The sequence below is a fragment of the Bacillus sp. F9_6S_D1_P_5 genome (assembly GCF_054823925.1).
The window spans coordinates 212,670-231,898 of record NZ_JBTREW010000007.1 but is presented as its reverse complement, the minus strand read 5'-3'; the positions used below and the strand labels follow the sequence as shown (position 1 = coordinate 231,898).

Sequence of the window (19,229 nt, the reverse complement as noted above, 5' to 3'; positions counted from 1 at the left end):
TTTCTAAATTCTATGATTTTATATTGTTTTCTTTCACTAAAATCAAAAAAGATTCCGGAGTGTTGGGAACCCCTTCAGGGTTTCCCAACACTCTGAAAAAAGAAGCTAATCTCATTAGCTTCTTTTTTGTTAACGATATACCCCTATTCTTTTCTCTAGTAAGTCCTGCAAACAATCCTCATGTTGTTGATTAAACAATGGTGGCATGTTATTTAGCGGGAAAAACTTCAAATCTAACGTTTCATCACCGTCTATTTTTTTCTCTCCTCCGGTAATTGAAAATGAAAAGAATATTAAAATTGACTGGGCTCTGTCTCCATTTGGATATGCTTGAAAATATTTTGTATACACCCCGATAAGCTCATTTATTTCTACATCATAACCTGTTTCTTCTTTTATTTCTCGAATCGCGGTTTCTGCGGCAGATTCTCCAATTTCCATTGCACCGCCAGGAAATCCCCAAGCGTTAAAATCACCTCTTTTTTGCAGCAATACTTCTCCATGTTCATTCAACACACAACCACCTGCAAAGTTTATGAGAACACAGTTGTGCCCTACTTTTTCACGTAATTCTTTTATATAATTAGCCATCCTCTTCCCCTTTTCATACGTCTTCTATCATTATTTCTTATCTTTTTCAAGCAATTCAATAATTTGATCTAGCTTCTTATTCATATTAATTTCATGCTGTTTTTTTGCAGCGATATTTTGCAATAATCTTTTAAGGAACAAAGTAAATGATAGGAAAAACAAAACGATAAGTCCGATTACTAAACAAGTATATATCAATGTAAAAATATTACTTTCGAACAAATTCAATCAGATTCCACATCCTTCCTTTTTACATTTTATCACACAATTCTGTTTTTTAAAGTGATACATAATAAAAAGAGCACCTTTTACAGATGCTCTTTTTCATTACTTAATACGTAAATGTAATTGTCACTAATGAATAATCTGCCATCGCACTATAAGGTGCTACTTCATAAGATACACGCTTTGCACCTTTTGGCCAGTTTATTTCATTTAATACTTTCTTTATATCTTGCATTGTTCCATCCATGGATTGCTTATATCGTACTTCTACCTTCTCTGGCTTAGAAGCGAATTGTTGCTGTAATTTTTTCTTAAATTCACTGTAATTCTCTGCCCCGTATTGTGCAGATAAATATTTTAAATTTGTTTCTTTTAACATTTGTTCATACGCAGCAGTCTTTGAACTACCCGCTTTTATTTTGTTTGTTAATTCATTAAAGTAACTTGTAGTTGCCGCTGGATATTTACTGCGATCCCAGTCGTGATCTTTACTTAATTGCTCATCAGACATATTAAAATATGAATATGTTACGCGCCCAGCTTTATCGGGTACTGGATCATCGAATGTAGTATCAAGATGATACCATTTGTTTTCAATGTTCACTAAATTCCATGCGTGAGCTTGTCCATTTCCTGTACCTGTTACAATATGGTTTTGGATACCCGCTTCTTTTAGCAATTCATATGTTAATAACGTATATCCTTGGCAAACGGCAGAACGATTTGCTAATGCTTCATATGCTGTATACGCTTTATAAGACGTATCATACGATACATGTTTTACAACGTAATCATGAATAGTTTTTACTTTCTCATGCTCATCCATTCCAGGTTTTACAATTGAACCGATAATTGCTTTTGCCTGTGATTTTACATATTGTGTTTGCTCTTTTGATTCACGGTATTTCACTTGCAGTGTAAACGTATAGTTTCCTGGTAGCCCTTTAATAGAATATTTAGTAGAGGCTACATTATATTTTACATACTCATCTGCATCTACAATTATATTAAACTCGCCATACAATTGATCCATAACATTTCTAGCATTTCTATCTTTCGTTTTATATGTGATTGTAATATTTTCTTCTCGATTATCAACCTGTTTTTTTAATTCTTTTCTGAAATCATTTAAAAGCTTTGTATCTGATTGTGTTGTCGCTACAGTCGGATTCGTAGCTGCATAAGATACTGATGACGCGTGTAAGCCTCCCATTACTATAGTTGAACAAAGCAGGGTAGCTGTCACATACTTACTTGTCTTTCCCATCTCGTCACTCCTTACATTCTATAACTATACGAAAAAAGTATCGTATAGTTTCAGAGTATACAATACTTTCTCGTATAGGTCATATGAGATTATGCATATTTAACATTGTAAAAAGGTTGCTCTTTTTACAAGAACAACCTTTTTCATTAACAAGTTTGTAATACACAACATGCATTTTCAAAGCGTCGATTTTTTAAGTCTTCATTTCCAATGCAGAAATAAAGCATCCCTAAATCTCCCCACATCATATTACAATTTTTAGTATCTGAATCAATTTGGAATAAAAGCGTCATTTGCTGCGGGTCTATTTCCATATATTGTCCAGTCTCATGCAATACCTCATCTTGTACAGAGAATGGCTCACCAAACATTTGATGGTTATCGTAGTTGTCTGGAATTAACTCTTCAAGCAATTGTAAGAATCGATCTGAATCCGCCTCATCTTCAATAAAAAGCTCTGGCAATTTATATGTCAGTTCAAAAGTAGTTGCACACTCGTTATAATTCGTTTTCAATTCATCGGCTCTTCGCAATTGTTCTACAGGAACATCATAATAAAGTACACGCCCCGCTTCAGTTGGATTCACATCTTCTTCAAAGTAATTTTCAATACTAAAGAAATATAACATCCCCGCCTTAGGAAGATCATGATCCATACTAACATTTTGTAAATCATTCAAATTAAATTGAGCGATAAACTGTAACGGATTTCCTTTGTGCATTGGGTATTCAAATGAATCTGGTAAATCAGGAACGCCTCCCATTTTAGAACTACCTATCGCTACTGTTCCCTCCTGCTTTGGCACAACTTTCACACAAGAGAATACAGTATTCATAAGTTCCTCTTTTAAATGTGTCAGTTCATATTTATCAATTAATACTTCAATTTTATTTTTCATAAATTCTCCTTACATTTACATACTTATTTGTATCATCGCACAAAGATTATACTCCATTCTTTGTAAAAACAACAAGCCTTCAAAAAAACGGGCTCTTCCTCCATACGCGAACAAGTTAAAAAAAGCATAGTATACATTGTTCCTACAAACACGATAGTTCATTATTTCGTCCAGTACATTTTCCCCTCGTTCATTTTTATTTTTAATTTAAGGAGGAATTCCACATGGGTTACGGATATAGTTGCTGTGGTTACGGATACGGTGGCGGCGGTTGTGGTTATGGAGGTTTCGCTTTATTAATCGTTTTATTTATCCTTCTAATCATCATTGGAGCTAGCTGTTGGGGCGGCTTTGTAGGCTGCTAGTAAATTTAAAAACTATTGTAAAAAAGCACGTACAATACGTGCTTTTTTGCCATTTTCAAATCTTTTATGTGAAAGGAAGTATGATTAATGAAGATTGATGGTGTTTTTGAAGGAGGCGGTGTACGCGGAATTGCGCATGTAGGGGCAATTTGCGCGTTAGCTGAAAAAGGTTATGAATGGGAGCGTGTAGCTGGAACATCAGCTGGTTCCATTATCGCTGCGCTCCTAGCAGCAGGATATTCTTGTTCTGAGTTAAAAACGATTATAACTGATATCGATTATGATAAATTTACGAAGAGAACCTTTATTGACAGAATCGCCTTTATCGGAAAAGGACTAAGCGCATGGACTACTCTTGGTGTTTACTCTAATATATTTATAGAAGAATGGATTGAAGAATTACTTCGAAAAAAAGGAGTTCACTTATTTACAGATTTACCTGATTTAAATAAGCTGAAAATTATCGCCTCTGATATAAGTAATGGTAAAATGGTTATCTTTCCTGACGACTTACCAAACTATGGATTTTTAAATTATCGCTTCTCTATTGCTAAAGCTGTAAGAATGAGTAGTACAATTCCCTTCTTCTTTGAACCTGTAAAATGGAGAACCCCTAAATGGAAGCAACCTTGTTATATGGTTGATGGAGGAATTTTAAGCAATTATCCAATTTGGATTTTCGACTCACCTTCCTCTCCTCGCTGGCCAACTTTTGGATTTCATTTCGTAAAAGATGAGATTCAAGCTGATCCTGCCCACTATAACGAGCCTATCTCCATGTTCAAAGGACTTTTTAAAACAATGATGCAAGCTCATGATTTACGTCATTTAGACAAAGAATCAAAAGCAAGAACAATTACAATTCCAACAGGAACCATTACTAGTACAAACTTCGACTTAACAAAGGAAGAAAAAGAGTGGCTATACAATTCTGGTTATAATGCCGCAAATAAGTTTTTACAATCGTGGAACTTCAGGCAATACGTTGATGACTATAGAAACGGAAATCAGGACCGAAAAACAAATAGGTATTTCCGTCAACTTGACTCATAATATTATTATTTTCCATACGAAAACACGTAACGCTTTCAAAAAAAATAAGCCTAGTAATAATATATTACTAGGCTTATTTGACTTCCTGCATAAAGTGAAACTTTAATCAGTGGGGGGTGTTTATCCCCCACTGATTATTAGTTGAACCAATCGGACGTTTACGGACAGTTGATCTCCCACCTAACATCTTTGCTCCAACTGAATTTTGAGGTGGGAGTTTTACTGTCCGTTAACGCGGGATAAATTATTATGCGTCTCTTACGGATACGTTAACCCTTGCGCTTCTTCCGCAGTAATAACGGTATATCGATTTCCCGTTCGTAATCCTAACAACTCTGCTTTTTCAATTGCTTCTTGCTTCGTCTCCGCATATGCAGCTAAATATTTATCTCCATTGATAATTTGGCAAATTACATATTGTTTCATTGTTTTCTCCTCTTACTTTTTCATTAATTGTGCAAGTTTTTTTATACCTATTTCAATTTCTTCTAACGTTGCGTATGAATAGGATAAGCGCAAAAATTGATTTGCACTTCTATCATACAAAGTACCTGGATTTAATAAAATCTTTTCTTTCAAAGCTTTGTCAAATAAGCTACGGTTTGAAACGGGTACATTCATATGTAACCAAATATAAAAACCACCTACTGGTTCATACCAAGTTGCTATATCACAACAATATTTCTCTAACATTTGTAACATAAAATCTCTACGTTTTTTCAACTGAGTTCTTACAAACTGTAAATGTTCATCATACAATCCATTTGTAAACCATTCCGCTGCAATTTGCTGGGATATAGAACTCGAGCCATAATCTGTTTGCATTTTTATATCTGCCAATCTTTGAATGACTGGCTCTGATCCAACAATCCATCCGATTCTTAATCCTGGACTAATGACTTTAGACATACTCCCAATATGTAGTACAATTCCGTTTTTATCATATGCTTTTAAAGGCTTTGAAATAGGCTCATCAAACCATAAGTCTTGATATACCGCGTCCTCTATAATAGGCAATCCAATTTCATTACATATTTCCATTACTTCTATCCGTTTCTTCGCATTCATACTAACGTTCGTCGGATTATGAAAAGACGGGATTGTATATAAAATAGATGCATTAAATTGCTTCTTATATTTTGGAATATATGATGCATGTAAACCGTTCTCATCCATCGGTATACCAATTAATCGCATTCCTGCTGATTGAAAAACATTAAGAGAATATAAATAAGATGGTTTTTCTAATAAAATAGATGCCCCTTTTGGTAGAAGCCCCATAGAAATAAGTTGCAACGCTTGAATTGCCCCTGAAACAATTAATATAGAATCAGGCGTTACATATACACCATGTCCTTTTAAATAGTCCGCAATTTTCTTCCTTAAATAAAAATTCCCTTTCGGTTCTTCATATCCAAGTATCATGTTCGACTTTAAAAGCTTATTCATAATATCTTTCATCTTTTTTTCAGGTAAAAGACTTGGCGCGAGCTCACCTGTTCCTAAACGAATTACATGCGGATAAAATTCAGCTTGATTAATTTCTTGAATAGCAGGCAGATTTGGATAATGAAGTCCTGTTTCTACATAAGACTGCCAATTAGGCGGGGGGGCGTATATGGAAGCATTCTCATTATTATTTACAACAATTGTTCCTTTTCTGCCATTCCCTTCAATATACCCCTTTGCCACTAGTTCATCGAAAGCCATTACAATTGTACTCCGGTTCACACCAAATATATGTGCCAAATCTCTTTGCGAAGGTAATTTCGTTCCAACAGTCCATTCACCATTAACGATTCTTTCCTTAATATATGTTTCTATTTGTTTATACATAGGAGTCGCTAGAGACATATTCGGTTTCCAAACGAATCTTTCCATCATATCACCTTATATTCTTTTTGGTTGGTAACCTCCCCAACCATATGGATGGATACAAATTTTCATTTCTTCTATACAATATACACTATCATAATAAATTTAAATAGGAGGTAATATGATGAGTGAGGCAATTATTCATGGTATCATTCTTGCATTTGGTCTTATCATTCCATTAGGCGTCCAAAATGTTTTCGTCTTTAACCAAGGTGCGAGCCAACCAAACATTTGGAGAGCAGCCCCTGTAGTATTAACTGCCTCAATATGTGATACGTTACTCATATTGATTGCGGTGCAAGGTGTCTCCCTTGTACTCCTTACTTTTTCTTGGCTAACAAACTCGTTATATATAATTGGATTTTTCTTTCTCCTATACATGGGCTTTATTATTTGGAGAAGTAACCCTTCCAACGATGTAAAACAAGAAAAAAGTATGCCATTAAAAAAGCAAATTCTTTTCGCCGCATCGGTTTCGTTATTAAATCCACATGCAATTTTAGATACAATCGGTGTAATTGGAACAAATTCTATTCAATACATAGGAAATGAAAAATGTGCTTTCACACTTGCAACTATTATCGTTTCTTGGATTTGGTTTATAAGCTTAGCTTTCGCGGGGAAATTTCTAAAAAGAATGGACTCAACCGGAAAGACAATCGTGTTATTAAATAAAATTTCTGGTCTCATCATATGGGGTGTCGCGCTTTATATGTTAAAACAAGTTATTTATTCTTAATGAACGAAAGAGAATTGCATGTCCCTAAAAACATCATGCAATTCTCTTACAAATTATGAAGTAGGTTCCGTTTTCTGTTTTACCGTCTTTGTATCTTTTGCTGGTTTAATCCAAATGATTGCTATAACAGCACCGATACAAGCGCATATACTTGTTACATAAAACACTTCATGGTCAGCACCTTTCATGAAAAAAGAATATAAAGGTGGTCCAGCTGCTACACCGATAAATCGCATGGAACTATAAAAGGACGTAACCGTTCCCCTTTGCTCCTTTTCAATTCCTTGTGTGATAAGGGCGTCTAAACATGGGAGTGCCATTCCAATTCCTATCCCCATAATAACGAGACAAAGAAGTAGTAAATAGATCCCTTTTATAAATAAAGGAATGATGACTGATGCAGCTGCCATTAAAAAACCAATATAAATACACTTCTTCATAACATTTTGATTATCTCCAATTTTTTTACCGGCCATATATGAGCTAAGTGACAGTACAAGCAACGGAATAGCAAGTACACATCCTTTCCATATACCATGAATGTCATACTTTGATTCCAGTATAGTCGATAAATAAAAGAGAATTCCAAATAAAATAAGCATTATAATTGCACCTAATACAAAAATGGCAATCAACCATCTTCCCTTTTCTCGAAACGTAGAGAGAATAGATTTGATAAACTCTTTAAGTGGCGGTACTTCTCCTTCTTGTTTCTTCGCCTTTACTAGAACAAGTAATAAAACAATAGATACTACGCATAAAACTGGAATCGCCCAAAATGGTAAGAACCATACAATTGCAGCAAGAGCAGATCCTAAAATAGGACTCAGTACTTTTCCAAATGTATTGGATGTTTCGATGATTCCTAAACCTGTACTAACTTGTTTTTCATCTTTATATAAATCACCAACACACGGTATAACAACTGGCATTGCACCAGCAGCACCAATACCTTGAATTGCTCTACCAATCAATATCCAAGTGTAAGGATTATCAACTTTCCAAGATACCCAACCAGTTATCGCTCCTCCTATAGCCGCAATGAGCAAACTCGGAACCATTACCATCTTTCGTCCCCATCTATCTGATAAATAACCAGCAATCGGTATAAGTAAAATGGCTACAATAGAGTAAATTGTAATAATCATGGATACTTGAAATGATGAAATATGTAATTTCTTTTCAATAGTCGGCAGGATTGGAATGAGCATTGAATTCCCTAATGTCATAACAAGTGGAACTGATGCAAGCGCAATTAAACAACAGTTTTCTTTTTTTAACATGTTGACTTCGGAACCTTTCATCATATATTTCTTACCATATAATAGCCCTGCTGGAACGTAATTTTTCATTCCACCAGGGCTATTACATCTTTACTACTTCCCATTTACAACAAAAGAAATTGGGGAAAATATAGTATCATTCCTATTCTTTGAATCCAGTTCGCAATATATCCATACCAATTAATTGAAAAAAAGAAAGGAAGAATCCTTCCTTTCTCCTATAACCTTCTACAATTAGCGAGTATATCCGCCACCAAGTTGTTGCTCTGCCATCGCTACTAGGCGTTTTGTAATTTCACCGCCTACAGAACCGTTCGCACGTGAAGAAGTGTCAGCTCCAAGTTGTACACCAAACTCTTGTGCAATTTCATATTTCATTTGATCTAAAGCTGCTTGTGCTCCATGTGATGCTAATTGATTAGAATTACGATTTCTAGCCATTACCAATCACCTCCTTATTTATATATAAATTGTGTTAAATTTCAATTTAAATACATGGTAATTTTTGGTTAATTTTTCATTTTAAAAAAAGAGTCTCTACAATGAGAGACTCTTACATCATTTTATATTAAGAAGTTACTACTTCTAACTTTCTATTTGTTAATACTTTCATTTCTTCTTTTAATATATCTTTCGCATTATGCCCAAACCATTCGAGTGAAGCGAAATGGTCAGTATCTCTCACTTCCTGAATAATCTCTTCATAATTTACGATACCTTCAAATAGTGGGACCATACCAATACGACTTCCCGCTGCTGCATATACATTATTAGGCTCAAACACATGTAAATAATCTGCTGACGATATATTCTTAAAATGGTAATGTTGTACCCAAGGCTTTAGTTGATGGAAACTGTCTATTGGATTTGCTCCTGACTCCCATATATGAAGAAAATCCAGGTTTATTTTCAAATTCGGATGATCTACTTCTCCTAATAATTCCAAAGTAGAAGGCAACGTATCCGTTAACGTATTTGGATGTGTTTCTAAAAGTACATACATATTATGCTGAGCAAATACTTCACAAATGATGCGAATACGGTTCACATACTCTTTTCTCTCCTGTTCCGAGAAATCTTCGCTACCTTTTTGTCCAGCAAACGTACGAATTTTGTTCGTTTTAAACCAATTAGCTAGTATTGCAAGTTGTTCACATTTCTCTATCGTTTTTTGAAAATCTGACGATAATGATATGTCTAAGTAATCACTTATCATCGTAACTTCCAAGTTTTTATTCTTTAAACAATTCAATTCTCGTTCTGTCGTTTCATACTCTTGCATATACAAATTTTGTGCATGCGTCCCCCACAATTCAATTCCTTCAAAACCGTTTTCATATGCAAATTGAACAATATCAGTAAATGAAATTAATTGATGACGAAAAGAAATAGTACATAATGAATATTTCATAGGTTCGAACTCCCTTATCTTAAATTCAGTTAGGTTTTTTTAATGCTAAGACAGACCCGTTTGTTTTCATTTCTTTCCATAATAAAAACTGTTTCTCTAATTCAGCCTTTATTTGCAGTTCAATTGCATTCATTTCATCCAGCTTTTCAACAATTGATAATAGCATATCTTTATTATTCATCATTGACATTTTAATTGCACGATACTGTACATTTGTAAAACCTTGTACAATATCTTCTACCCGATCACACCAATAATCAAACTCTTGCTCCGAATATTGCAACGTTTCACGGAAGTATGCAAAGGCATGTTCATAACTATATTTACGAATTGCAAGTACTGGTATTTGTTTTACTGCCGCTACAAGACCAGAAAGCAAATACCCATCTTCTTCATTTGCCATTTTTATAATTACATTTTTCAGCTCCATAGTCAGTTCATTGTCATTTCTTTTGAAAGTTTCTACGAAATAACTTGCTACCATTTCTTCTGTTGGCTCTTGAATTTCCTCTATATCAATGTAATACCCTCCGCCAAATGGGTTATCTTGAACAGAGTGAAGCACTTTTTCTCTTTCCATATTCCCTTCCCAGCGAAAATCAGGATCTAGCATGAACCATTCTTCTTCTTTCTCTGTCTCTGATATCATTAAATAATGCGGAAACGGTTTTTGATGGAATTTATTTTCCCTCTCAGGTAATAAAGACATATCAACCATTACAATGACATAACGATTTTCTGGCTTGTTTTCTACTAATTGTAAAAACGTTTCTACATTTCTATCCTTATCTTCTGCATGATTATACCATTCGTTCACTTTTATTCCATACAATTTTTCATACCATAATAAATAATTATCATGGTTAATATTTTCGGAGTGATACGAAATAATGCCACCTTCAGTTATATCAAAATCTCCGTCCCATAGTCCAAAATAAAAAGGACGAAAATCTATATCGCTACGCCTTTTTATAATTTCACAAAAACAACTCACTAAACAGTGAACTTTAATTGAAGTCATGTTCTCATCCACTTTCCTAAAGGTTAGTTATTTCCATTCACTTCCTGTAACGGCTGTAATTCCTCCATAAAATCAAGCAAAGATCCTACAGTTAGAAATGCTTTTGGATCTACTTCATCCTCTGGAACACATAGTTTTACATCCATTTCTATGTAAACTATGAGTTGTAACATCATTACCGAATCTATATATAAATCTTGGTTTAAACGCATTGTTTCTTCTAAATGTGTTACATTTTTTAATTCCATTTTTTCTTTCATAATTTTCAAAACTTCATTCTTTAATGTTTCACGTCTCATGTTGTAACCTCTCCCATCTCTAGTAACTTTCTACTTACTTTTCCAGTTTTATTTTTCGGAATTTCAGTTACACTTTCAATCTCATGCGGAACTTTGTAAGCTGGTAAATGCTGTATACACCATTCTCTTATTCGAACTGGATCAATATAAGAGATTACTTTCGCTTTAACTATTTCGCCCATCACAGGATGTTTCCCTCGATATACGATTGCCTCTTGAACACCTTCTAGTCGAAGCATCGTTTCTTCTACTTCTATCGGAAAGACTTTTAATCCTGAAACATTAATCACATCATCCATGCGCCCCATAAAATGAAGGCCTCGCTCAGACTTATATCCCAAATCTTTCGTGAAAATTTCTTTATCGTTCATTTTCACTACGATTTCTTCAGGTATATTTTCATCTGAACCTATATTTATACTCGCATGAGGTAGTGGATTTCCTAAATCTAAATGGCTCTTCATATCATGACATATACTAATACACCCTGCTTCAGAACAACCGTATTGTTGCATCATATATGTTGTCGTTTCTTTTAGTTTATAAAACAATGCTTCTGGCAAAGGCGCACCGGATGTCATAATTTTATGAAACTGAAACGTTCCTTGCGGGAAACTCCCCATAATATGTAACATAAGTGGTACTGCATATATAATATGTTTTTCTGTATTGCGAACTATATTTAAGGCGAATTTTGGGTTTTTATTCGTAATGATGATCGGTTTGCTTCCCCTCGTAATTGCAGATAATGTTCCACATATTAATCCATATGAATGTGAAACAGGAGCCATAACAATCGGTACTTCATCCACTTCACAGTTTAAAGCTACATTATATGCAGTAATTTCTGTATCAACTTCCGTCCATGCTCTACGAATCAATTTCGGTTCTCCTGTAGTTCCAGAACTATATTGCAATAAAGATGGCTCTTCTAGTAAAGAGTTCACTACTTCTAATTTTGTAAAATCGCTATTTTCTCCATATAAAATTCCGATACACTTTGCTCGCTTTGCCATTTCAATAGCCGTTTCTTTTGGCGTATCTTCATGTATAAGTAATACGGATGATTTCTTTTCTTTTAAGAAAAACACAAGCGTAATAATATCAAATGGATCTTTCAGGCAAAGCGCAAATCTATTTCCTGCTGCTTCTTGAAATTGTTCCATTTCCTCATAAGCTTGAAACCTCAAATCAAAATCACTTTTGCTATACTCTTCTTTATTAACGATTAGCATAATTTCCCCCTGTAACAACTGATTTTTGTTTGTTAAGTTGTTTTGCTCTATACAATGGATTTGGAACTTCATGAACTAGCGATTCCACATCCATATATAATCGACGCTTCGTTAATTGCTCAGCATAAAATGTAGGAGTGTATAGCTGAATACTTTCAAATCTATCTTTCAAATGTGGATATTTTCTAAAATGGTTTTCAATTTCTTCAAACACTATCATCCAAAAACTTTCTTCTTTCCACTCATATTCATCCGCAAGTACGAAAGCTAATTCTCCTACATTAAATAAGAACAGTGCATCTAATACCATCTCTTGTAAACATTCGATACGATCCATTTCAAAGAAATCATTCATTTTTCCATTCGTATACGCTTTATGCATTTTAGTAAAGTCGGGACAATTATTCATTTCTTTTAAGAATGGACGATAAAACTCAAGTCCTTCATGGAAATCCTTTAATGCAATACGGACAGGTAACCCTTCTTTATGAACTAAAATCATATTTTGTCCGTGTGATTCTAATGCGATCCCATGTTCTACAACAAGATGTATAACTGGAATAATTGCTTTTTGAATAAGTAATCGCAGCCAACTTTCTATCCCATATTTGTTTAACCATGTATCAATAACCGGTGTCCCGTTCTTCTCTTTTGCATATAATCCGTTAAAAGGTACAGCATCTTCTTGCTCATCTAAATAATTATGAATACTTTCACGCCAAATGCACCCTAATGAACCATATGTTGCTTTCTTATTCTCATCATACGTTACACTCGAAAATTCCTTTAACAAAATTACACGCGATTCATTCCTTAAATAAGAATCCCGACTTACGATATCACTTAGCCAATTCGATATAGCTGGTGCACTCGCAACTGAGTATGGTTTCAGCGTACGGAGTGTTGAAGTATTAAGTATGTTCAGTGATAACTTTACATATGGTCTCTTTGGATTCGTAATATTTCTTAACGTCCTCATAGATTGTTGCGCACAATAATTGTCCGCTGATTTTCCTACATAAATAATATTTTTATCTTGTATATGATCAGCGTAATTGGGAATGATAAAATTTTCCCACTGCCAAGGATGAACAGGTATAAACACGTACTGCTTTGGATCACATCCCGCACTGTGAATTCGTTCCATATACAGTTCTAATGTAGGCTCGTCTACCTCACTTTTTAAAATATTGTCATAAATCACTTCATTTTTATAACCTACAGTCGCATATTTCTTATGGGCTGCAATCCATATAAGTTTTATTGGCCTCATAAACTCATATCCATATTGAAAATTGTCACGATATTGAAATCCAATACGTGCTTTATAGCTAGGATGATATGGGTGACCATCTACTAAATGACTTTCAAAGTCATCGTATGATTTTTGAGTATATTTCACCTTATTGTGTCTTTCATATTGTGCAATCGTGTCTTTAAATATCGTTTGTTCTAATTCGTGAATAAAAGAATCTAATTTCATTTGTTCTACGTTAACAACTCGAAAAACTTCTTCCAAAAATTGCGAAACTGATTGTATTTCTTGTTTTTCTTCTTGAACTCTCACTATTAATGAATCTATAGAAATACGTCCAAATGTCATTCGTTCTCTTCCGTAACATTCGTACGTTACACTTTTGTCGTCTTCATTAAGTCCTTGTATAAGGAAAAGAATTTGTTCTTTGCTCTCTATACGAACTGGCGTAATGATTCCCTCATAAATTAACGATTCTACTAATTGACGTAATACCCTTCTTCGCACTAAAATGTAATCTTCTGATTCGAGCGCTTTCAATGTTTTCATATGACACATGTCCACTCTCATAACCCCCTCCACCTTATGAAAATACCATTATTTGTATTACGTGAAATTTTAACGTGCTTTATGAACGGACAGCCACTTCTCTAACGAGCGGATTCTGTACCTGTACATAAATTGCTTGTTCTAAAGGATTACTTAACTCGTCGACATCGAAAAATCTCGTTAATAAATTTGCTTTACATGCCAACTTATCCTCTTCTAACAATTCTCTTAAAAAGGTCGAAGGTTCACGGTTATAAGGAAGGAATGATTCAAGTACAGATCTTAATTCCGAGAGAAGAATTTCCTCCTTAATTAATCCAGCTGTACCAAATCCGTTAATCAGTCCAAACATATGATTGAAAATTAAGTAGTAACGAAATCTTTCATCTACAATATAATCGTCATATAAATTTCCAGTACGTTCTCCAATACCAGCTAACTCATTATTAAGCATCTCTTTCATTGAATTACAGAAATAAAACCCTTGATTATCACGGAAATAATATTTTACTGGGTAACCGTCTTTTAGCTGAACAACACTATTTTGCTGATGAGCTTCTAACGCAACACCATGACGTAAGTACATCCATACCATCGGCTTTAAAGAAATATTCATATATCGCCTAAACCAATCTAAACTTACTTCTTCACAGGTTCTATTTTCTAAATCCGCTAGTTGATGAATAATATTCGATAAACGAGTACGTTCTCCCGGTATAGCATCTTGCACTAGTCCAGCAATTAAAGTAGCGTCATTTGCATGTTCACTATAAAAAGGGTTCTCTCGTATAATTACTTCAAATCCAGATTCTTTTGCCCCGTAATTTAATGTAATAAATGCTGGATCACAAATAAAATCAAATCCTGGAAATTGTTCTAACACTTCACCAATTGCTGTATTTAGCATTTCTTTTCCTTCAAGACCACTCTCTAGTTCCTTCAATTTATTAATGCGCATTGAATTTGTTACTTTTACTGGAAATGAAAACTTAAGCATATACTTTGATTTTGGATGATATAACGTCCTAAGTGATGATGTTGCCATATAACACTTACCGGCAGGACCGATATATTCAAGTACTCCTTGATCTATCCAATCCTGTACGTAAGATTGGTGTAATAGCCATTCTGCCTGAAGCGGATGTATTGGAAGTAATGAATATGCATCTACCCTACAATACTTCGATATAAATTCTTTACTAACCATCTCATCATTACGTAACTCTTCTTTTAGAATTACTGTTGCAGAATCAAATAATAATGATTTTTCATTTACTATACTTTTATGTGCTCTAAAATAATGAAGCTGACATTCTCCTTTTAATTCTGGAGAATACATTGCATTTTTCCATTCCAAAATACCTTGTCTACTCTTTGGCGTTGGATGAGTTAAATGTCCAAATAATAAAGATTGCTCCGCCTCTATAAAGGACGTATGAAAACCGTATAATGCAGATGTATCTTCTATTCTCTCTCTTGTAAATTCCTCAATATTTTGACAACTACGTATAACTCGAAGCATAAGTTCGGCAGGATTCGTCCCTTCTCCGTAGTTGATAGACATCTCTTTTATTAAGAATGTAATAACTGTCACGTAATCAGCTTTAATAGCAGAATTACTATCTCCAATTTGATAATAAAATTGTTCTCCAAACAAATGGCGATCTGTTGCTGATTTATATATAACTTCTCCATACAAAGTAACGTTCTGTGCCGATAGCCGACAACATAAATATGTGGGGACTGTATCTCTATTCAATGTATTACTGAAGATACTTTCCATTCTTTCATCCTCTGTAATCCATTCTCCACTCCCTGTTTCTCTTAAATAACAGTTTAAAAAACTTTGTAACGTTGCATGTTCTGCGATTTGTTTCGCATGCTGCATACTGGTCCTCCTCTTTATATTAAAGCTATCGAAATTTTATACTATAAACAACAATTGAATATCGTTATCAACTTTGATTCTAATTGATAATGATATTCAATTCAATAGTATATTTCAGAATTTTTTTATCTGATTTAATTTTTCTTGTTTTCTCTCTTTTCTTTAATCTAGTTAAAAATACAAGAAAAAAATACTCAATTTCAAACTATATACTTACTACTTTTCATTAGTAATCTATCCAAAATAGTTAAACAAAAGAGGTATACCTTAATTGGTATACCTCTTTCAAACATAAAGTTTACATAATAATATTATTTATATCTCTCCAACAATATGCTGTCTCTTCTACCTGTACTCGCTCTAAAAATTTTGTATCAATTTTTTCTGGATTAAATTTTTCATAAAACTTTTTAGAAGGATTATTCGTAACAACCCATACTAAAAGTGATTGCATATCATTGTTTATACATTCCGATAGTAAAGCTTGAAATAACTTTTGTCCTATTTTCATTCCTTGATACTCTTGTAAAAGGTAGATCGCATATAATTCCCCATCACAATTATACGCACCACTTCTTTCAACTCCCCCGTCAATGAATCCGATTATTGTTCCATCTAACGTCTCTGCTACAAATCTATATTGGTATTTATCTTCTTGTTGAAAAATGGTTTCCCATTGTTTTTCTCGTTTCTCATATGTTATATTTTCTAAAATTTCGTCGGCAAATATCCCTTTATACGTTGTTTTCCAGCTATCAGCATGTACTTTTGCTATACCTGGTATATCATCTTTTATCGCTCTTCTAATATGTATTTCCATCATTTCTCCCCCCTTGTTATTCACCATTATATCAATTTCTTTCCTTAAAAATCCAAATTAAAAAAGAGTGAATTCACTTCACTCTTTTTTATCACCATTATCTACTTTCCACTTCAACTGAAACAACACGATCAATCTCTTTTAGGGAACTATATAACTCCGTCGTATACAAGTCTTCTGGAGCTAAAATAACCATCTCCAGTTGCTGAAATGCTCCACTATCTATATCTTTAATTTTTACGCGTTTCACATGCATTCCTAAATTTTTAATTTGCTTAAATATACCGTCTAACTCATGATGCTCTTTTACAGTAATTTTTATAGATAAATCCTTTTGTCTTAATGAATACGGACCTGCAATTTTCACAAGTTGCGGAAGTACATTAATCGCTAAAATAATTAAAATCATAGCAACCGTCGCTTGTAAATAAAATCCTGCCCCAATTGCTATACCTAAAGCTGACGCAGCCCACACCATAGAAGCTGTCGTTAATCCAGAAATAACGTCATTACTTCTTCGTAAAATAACACCTGCCCCAAGAAAACCAATCCCACTCACAATTTGAGCAGCGAGACGCATTGGATCCATATTTGTATGCCCTGGAACAGAATATACATGTACAGATTCAATTGAAACCATCGTAATTAAACAACTTGCTACAGAAATAACCATACTTGTTTTCACACCAAGCGGTTTATTCTTTAGCTGCCTATCTATCCCGATGAATAATCCTAAAAAGAGCGCTAAACCTAATTTGATTAAAAATTCATATGACATATTTCAATCTCCTTACTTTACAATGTTTCCCTTAGAATAATTCACTATAACTCTTTTATGATATCAATTCCAGTCTTTTCTATTCATTTAACGTAAAAAACCGAAAAAACATTTGTGACGATGTTTCTCCGGCTTTTTATTACGCTGAAAATTCTTCTTTATTTTTGATCTTTAATCTTAATCTCTGCATCTTTGTAGAATGCTAATTTACTGTCATTATACTCTTTTGTAAAATTGTTAAATTGCTCTTTTGATTTTTGTGCTTCCACATTTGATTCATTAACAGCTTTAACTTTTTCACCAATCTCTTTTAATTTCGTTTCTTTTACTTTTAATTTTTCATACAGTTCTTTTTCAGACGCTAACGCCTTCGTATAATTTTCATTCATCTTTTGGAATGCATCATAACGGTTTTTATACGACTCTTCTACTGCTTTCGCTTGTTTTTGTAACTTCTTATCTTCAAGCTTCTCTATATTTCCTTGCACAGATTTCGTTTCTTTCTGAGCTTTTTCTAGCATGTCTTTCTCAGTTTTTAATACTTTTTCACGTTCATCTACATTTGCTGTAGCTTGCTCTATCTTTTTCATAACAGCTTCATTATGATCTTTACCTTCTTGTAAAATTTGAGAATATAGCTCTTGCCCTTCCTTCTCTAACTTCTCTAACTTCTTCGCTTCATCAACTAATGATTTTTCTTTTGTTGCAGCCGTTTCAAAAGCTGTATAAAGATTTTCTTCTGGTTTTTCACCGAAACAACCTGTTAATAGTCCTACTGATAGTGCTCCAACTACTGCTACTTTTCCATACTTCAACGTTCATTCCTCCATTACATACGGTTATCATGCCAGAAATTCACTGGGAAGTGACTCTCTTCATGATAAGCTTCAAACTCATAACCCTTTTCTTTTAACCCCTTTAAAATTGCTGGCACAGCAGCAACTGATTGTGGGTGAATGTCATGCATTAAAATAACTTCCTGTGGCTTTGTTGCATTTGTTAATACATTTTGAGCAATTTGTGCTGCTGCTGCATCAACTTGCATTTTGTTATATTTCCAATCTAATGAATCAATTGTCCAATCCCATACTTTAAAACCGCCCTCTACCACTTTATTTCGAAGACCTTCATTTAATCCAGGCATCGAACCGTATGGTGGACGTGTTAATTTAGGTGATTTTCCAATAATATTTGCGATTAAGCTTTGATCTTCTTTCATCTCATTTACATACTCACCATTTTTATATAGCTTTGCAAAATTATGTGTCATACTATGCATACCCACATAATGACCCTCTGCATTTTCACGTTTCACTAAATCCGGAAATTCTTTTACATTTGCTCCGATTAAAAAGAACGTCGCCTTCGCATCATGCTGTTTTAACATATTTAACAATTCAGCCGTATATTTCCCTGGGCCATCATCAAATGTAAGATAAGCAACTTTTCTTTCTTTCCCATTAAAACGACTTGGTGCCGTTTTATTCATTTCTACTTTCGGTTGTTCACTTGCAAGCTGTACTACGTTTTCTTGTTTTGCAACAGCCTTTGCTGGTGAAGTAATGGATTGAAACATGAAATACCCAATAGCTACTGCTGCAATCGCTATTAAAACGACTACTACTCGTTTAATTTTTAAAGCTTTTTCCATTCTATCGAATTCCTCTCCCTATTAA

At 34.1% G+C, this 19,229-nt stretch carries 21 protein-coding genes; 3 read left to right on the top strand and 18 right to left on the bottom strand.

Annotation, left to right across the window (positions count from 1 at the left end; all coding sequences use genetic code 11):
• Nucleotides 1-129: 129 nt before the first annotated feature.
• The 4 genes from ACUXEY_RS11325 to ACUXEY_RS11310 form a co-directional block, all read right to left on the bottom strand.
• Entirely contained in the window at nt 130-591 is a 462-nt protein-coding gene (locus tag ACUXEY_RS11325) for an NUDIX hydrolase (RefSeq protein ID WP_166704539.1), read from the bottom strand.
• Between the two features lie 30 nt (nt 592-621).
• Nucleotides 622-819, bottom strand: a complete 198-nt coding sequence (locus ACUXEY_RS11320; protein WP_166704540.1) for a DUF4083 domain-containing protein — start codon at nt 817-819, stop codon at nt 622-624.
• 103 nt (nt 820-922) lie between these two features.
• Entirely contained in the window at nt 923-2,083 is a 1,161-nt protein-coding gene (locus tag ACUXEY_RS11315; protein WP_166704541.1) for a transglutaminase domain-containing protein, read from the bottom strand.
• 146 nt (nt 2,084-2,229) lie between these two features.
• Nucleotides 2,230-2,982, bottom strand: a complete 753-nt coding sequence (locus ACUXEY_RS11310; protein WP_461300701.1) for a YwqG family protein — start codon at nt 2,980-2,982, stop codon at nt 2,230-2,232.
• Nucleotides 2,983-3,206: 224 nt separating this feature from the next.
• On the opposite strand from ACUXEY_RS11310, the gene ACUXEY_RS11305 reads away from it, so the two are divergent.
• Both ACUXEY_RS11305 and ACUXEY_RS11300 read left to right on the top strand, forming a co-directional pair.
• Nucleotides 3,207-3,347: a YjcZ family sporulation protein gene (locus tag ACUXEY_RS11305; protein ID WP_000540419.1), complete on the top strand. Its 141-nt coding sequence runs from the start codon at nt 3,207-3,209 to the stop codon at nt 3,345-3,347.
• Nucleotides 3,348-3,434: 87 nt separating this feature from the next.
• Entirely contained in the window at nt 3,435-4,400 is a 966-nt protein-coding gene (locus ACUXEY_RS11300; protein ID WP_461300700.1) for a patatin-like phospholipase family protein, read from the top strand.
• Between the two features lie 258 nt (nt 4,401-4,658).
• Here ACUXEY_RS11300 and ACUXEY_RS11295 read toward each other — a convergent pair whose 3' ends face one another.
• Complete coding sequence (locus ACUXEY_RS11295) at nt 4,659-4,826, bottom strand: DUF3933 family protein (RefSeq protein WP_144611042.1); 168 nt, start codon at nt 4,824-4,826, stop codon at nt 4,659-4,661.
• 12 nt (nt 4,827-4,838) lie between these two features.
• The gene (locus ACUXEY_RS11290) at nt 4,839-6,281 is read right to left on the bottom strand and encodes an aminotransferase-like domain-containing protein (RefSeq protein WP_429602235.1); all 1,443 of its coding nucleotides are present in this window, start codon (nt 6,279-6,281) and stop codon (nt 4,839-4,841) included.
• 118 nt (nt 6,282-6,399) lie between these two features.
• On the opposite strand from ACUXEY_RS11290, the gene ACUXEY_RS11285 reads away from it, so the two are divergent.
• A complete protein-coding gene (locus tag ACUXEY_RS11285; protein WP_461300699.1) occupies nt 6,400-7,014 on the top strand; it encodes a LysE/ArgO family amino acid transporter in 615 nt (204 codons plus the stop codon).
• A 53-nt stretch (nt 7,015-7,067) separates the two neighbouring features.
• On the opposite strand, the gene ACUXEY_RS11280 is transcribed toward ACUXEY_RS11285, so the two are convergent.
• The 12 genes from ACUXEY_RS11280 to ACUXEY_RS11225 form a co-directional block, all read right to left on the bottom strand.
• Entirely contained in the window at nt 7,068-8,297 is a 1,230-nt protein-coding gene (locus tag ACUXEY_RS11280) for an MFS transporter (RefSeq protein ID WP_461300708.1), read from the bottom strand.
• Nucleotides 8,298-8,531: 234 nt separating this feature from the next.
• Complete coding sequence (locus tag ACUXEY_RS11275) at nt 8,532-8,738, bottom strand: alpha/beta-type small acid-soluble spore protein (RefSeq protein WP_000113545.1); 207 nt, start codon at nt 8,736-8,738, stop codon at nt 8,532-8,534.
• Nucleotides 8,739-8,865: 127 nt separating this feature from the next.
• Entirely contained in the window at nt 8,866-9,708 is an 843-nt protein-coding gene (locus ACUXEY_RS11270) for a sugar phosphate isomerase/epimerase family protein (protein WP_274431311.1), read from the bottom strand.
• Between the two features lie 25 nt (nt 9,709-9,733).
• Nucleotides 9,734-10,729 carry a DUF6005 family protein gene (locus tag ACUXEY_RS11265; RefSeq protein ID WP_461300698.1) on the bottom strand — a complete coding sequence of 332 codons (996 nt, stop codon included), beginning with the start codon at nt 10,727-10,729 and terminating at the stop codon, nt 9,734-9,736.
• A gap of 23 nt (nt 10,730-10,752) precedes the next feature.
• Nucleotides 10,753-11,028 (bottom strand): petrobactin biosynthesis protein AsbD, encoded by a 276-nt coding sequence (gene asbD, locus ACUXEY_RS11260; protein WP_166704548.1) that lies wholly within the window; start codon nt 11,026-11,028, stop codon nt 10,753-10,755.
• Complete coding sequence (gene asbC / locus ACUXEY_RS11255) at nt 11,025-12,263, bottom strand: 3,4-dihydroxybenzoic acid-AMP ligase AsbC (protein WP_461300697.1); 1,239 nt, start codon at nt 12,261-12,263, stop codon at nt 11,025-11,027. The genes asbD and asbC overlap by 4 nt, the downstream gene beginning before the upstream one ends.
• Nucleotides 12,250-14,088: an IucA/IucC family protein gene (locus tag ACUXEY_RS11250; RefSeq protein ID WP_461300696.1), complete on the bottom strand. Its 1,839-nt coding sequence runs from the start codon at nt 14,086-14,088 to the stop codon at nt 12,250-12,252. Before ACUXEY_RS11250 ends, asbC begins: the two co-directional genes overlap by 14 nt.
• A gap of 58 nt (nt 14,089-14,146) precedes the next feature.
• Nucleotides 14,147-15,955: an IucA/IucC family protein gene (locus tag ACUXEY_RS11245; RefSeq protein WP_166704551.1), complete on the bottom strand. Its 1,809-nt coding sequence runs from the start codon at nt 15,953-15,955 to the stop codon at nt 14,147-14,149.
• A 298-nt stretch (nt 15,956-16,253) separates the two neighbouring features.
• Nucleotides 16,254-16,802, bottom strand: a complete 549-nt coding sequence (locus ACUXEY_RS11240) for a GNAT family N-acetyltransferase (protein WP_208326613.1) — start codon at nt 16,800-16,802, stop codon at nt 16,254-16,256.
• Between the two features lie 70 nt (nt 16,803-16,872).
• Entirely contained in the window at nt 16,873-17,553 is a 681-nt protein-coding gene (locus ACUXEY_RS11235) for an MgtC/SapB family protein (protein WP_087959543.1), read from the bottom strand.
• Nucleotides 17,554-17,711: 158 nt separating this feature from the next.
• Complete coding sequence (locus ACUXEY_RS11230) at nt 17,712-18,368, bottom strand: YkyA family protein (RefSeq protein WP_461300695.1); 657 nt, start codon at nt 18,366-18,368, stop codon at nt 17,712-17,714.
• A gap of 14 nt (nt 18,369-18,382) precedes the next feature.
• Entirely contained in the window at nt 18,383-19,204 is an 822-nt protein-coding gene (locus ACUXEY_RS11225) for a peptidoglycan-N-acetylglucosamine deacetylase (protein ID WP_166704553.1), read from the bottom strand.
• Between the last annotated feature and the right edge of the window lie 25 nt (nt 19,205-19,229).

Bases quoted from the DNA above. Each gene is read 5' to 3' on its own strand.
- ACUXEY_RS11325 (WP_166704539.1), bottom strand. From the start codon at position 591: ATGGCTAATTATATAAAAGAATTACGTGAAAAAGTAGGGCACAACTGT.
- ACUXEY_RS11315 (WP_166704541.1), bottom strand. From the start codon at position 2,083: ATGGGAAAGACAAGTAAGTATGTGACAGCTACCCTGCTTTGTTCAACT.
- ACUXEY_RS11310 (WP_461300701.1), bottom strand. From the start codon at position 2,982: ATGAAAAATAAAATTGAAGTATTAATTGATAAATATGAACTGACACAT.
- ACUXEY_RS11305 (WP_000540419.1), top strand. From the start codon at position 3,207: ATGGGTTACGGATATAGTTGCTGTGGTTACGGATACGGTGGCGGCGGT.
- ACUXEY_RS11300 (WP_461300700.1), top strand. From the start codon at position 3,435: ATGAAGATTGATGGTGTTTTTGAAGGAGGCGGTGTACGCGGAATTGCG.
- ACUXEY_RS11295 (WP_144611042.1), bottom strand. From the start codon at position 4,826: ATGAAACAATATGTAATTTGCCAAATTATCAATGGAGATAAATATTTA.
- ACUXEY_RS11290 (WP_429602235.1), bottom strand. From the start codon at position 6,281: ATGGAAAGATTCGTTTGGAAACCGAATATGTCTCTAGCGACTCCTATG.
- ACUXEY_RS11285 (WP_461300699.1), top strand. From the start codon at position 6,400: ATGAGTGAGGCAATTATTCATGGTATCATTCTTGCATTTGGTCTTATC.
- ACUXEY_RS11280 (WP_461300708.1), bottom strand. From the start codon at position 8,297: ATGTTAAAAAAAGAAAACTGTTGTTTAATTGCGCTTGCATCAGTTCCA.
- ACUXEY_RS11275 (WP_000113545.1), bottom strand. From the start codon at position 8,738: ATGGCTAGAAATCGTAATTCTAATCAATTAGCATCACATGGAGCACAA.
- ACUXEY_RS11270 (WP_274431311.1), bottom strand. From the start codon at position 9,708: ATGAAATATTCATTATGTACTATTTCTTTTCGTCATCAATTAATTTCA.
- ACUXEY_RS11265 (WP_461300698.1), bottom strand. From the start codon at position 10,729: ATGACTTCAATTAAAGTTCACTGTTTAGTGAGTTGTTTTTGTGAAATT.
- asbD (WP_166704548.1), bottom strand. From the start codon at position 11,028: ATGAGACGTGAAACATTAAAGAATGAAGTTTTGAAAATTATGAAAGAA.
- asbC (WP_461300697.1), bottom strand. From the start codon at position 12,263: ATGCTAATCGTTAATAAAGAAGAGTATAGCAAAAGTGATTTTGATTTG.
- ACUXEY_RS11250 (WP_461300696.1), bottom strand. From the start codon at position 14,088: ATGAGAGTGGACATGTGTCATATGAAAACATTGAAAGCGCTCGAATCA.
- ACUXEY_RS11245 (WP_166704551.1), bottom strand. From the start codon at position 15,955: ATGCAGCATGCGAAACAAATCGCAGAACATGCAACGTTACAAAGTTTT.
- ACUXEY_RS11240 (WP_208326613.1), bottom strand. From the start codon at position 16,802: ATGGTGAATAACAAGGGGGGAGAAATGATGGAAATACATATTAGAAGA.
- ACUXEY_RS11235 (WP_087959543.1), bottom strand. From the start codon at position 17,553: ATGTCATATGAATTTTTAATCAAATTAGGTTTAGCGCTCTTTTTAGGA.
- ACUXEY_RS11225 (WP_166704553.1), bottom strand. From the start codon at position 19,204: ATGGAAAAAGCTTTAAAAATTAAACGAGTAGTAGTCGTTTTAATAGCG.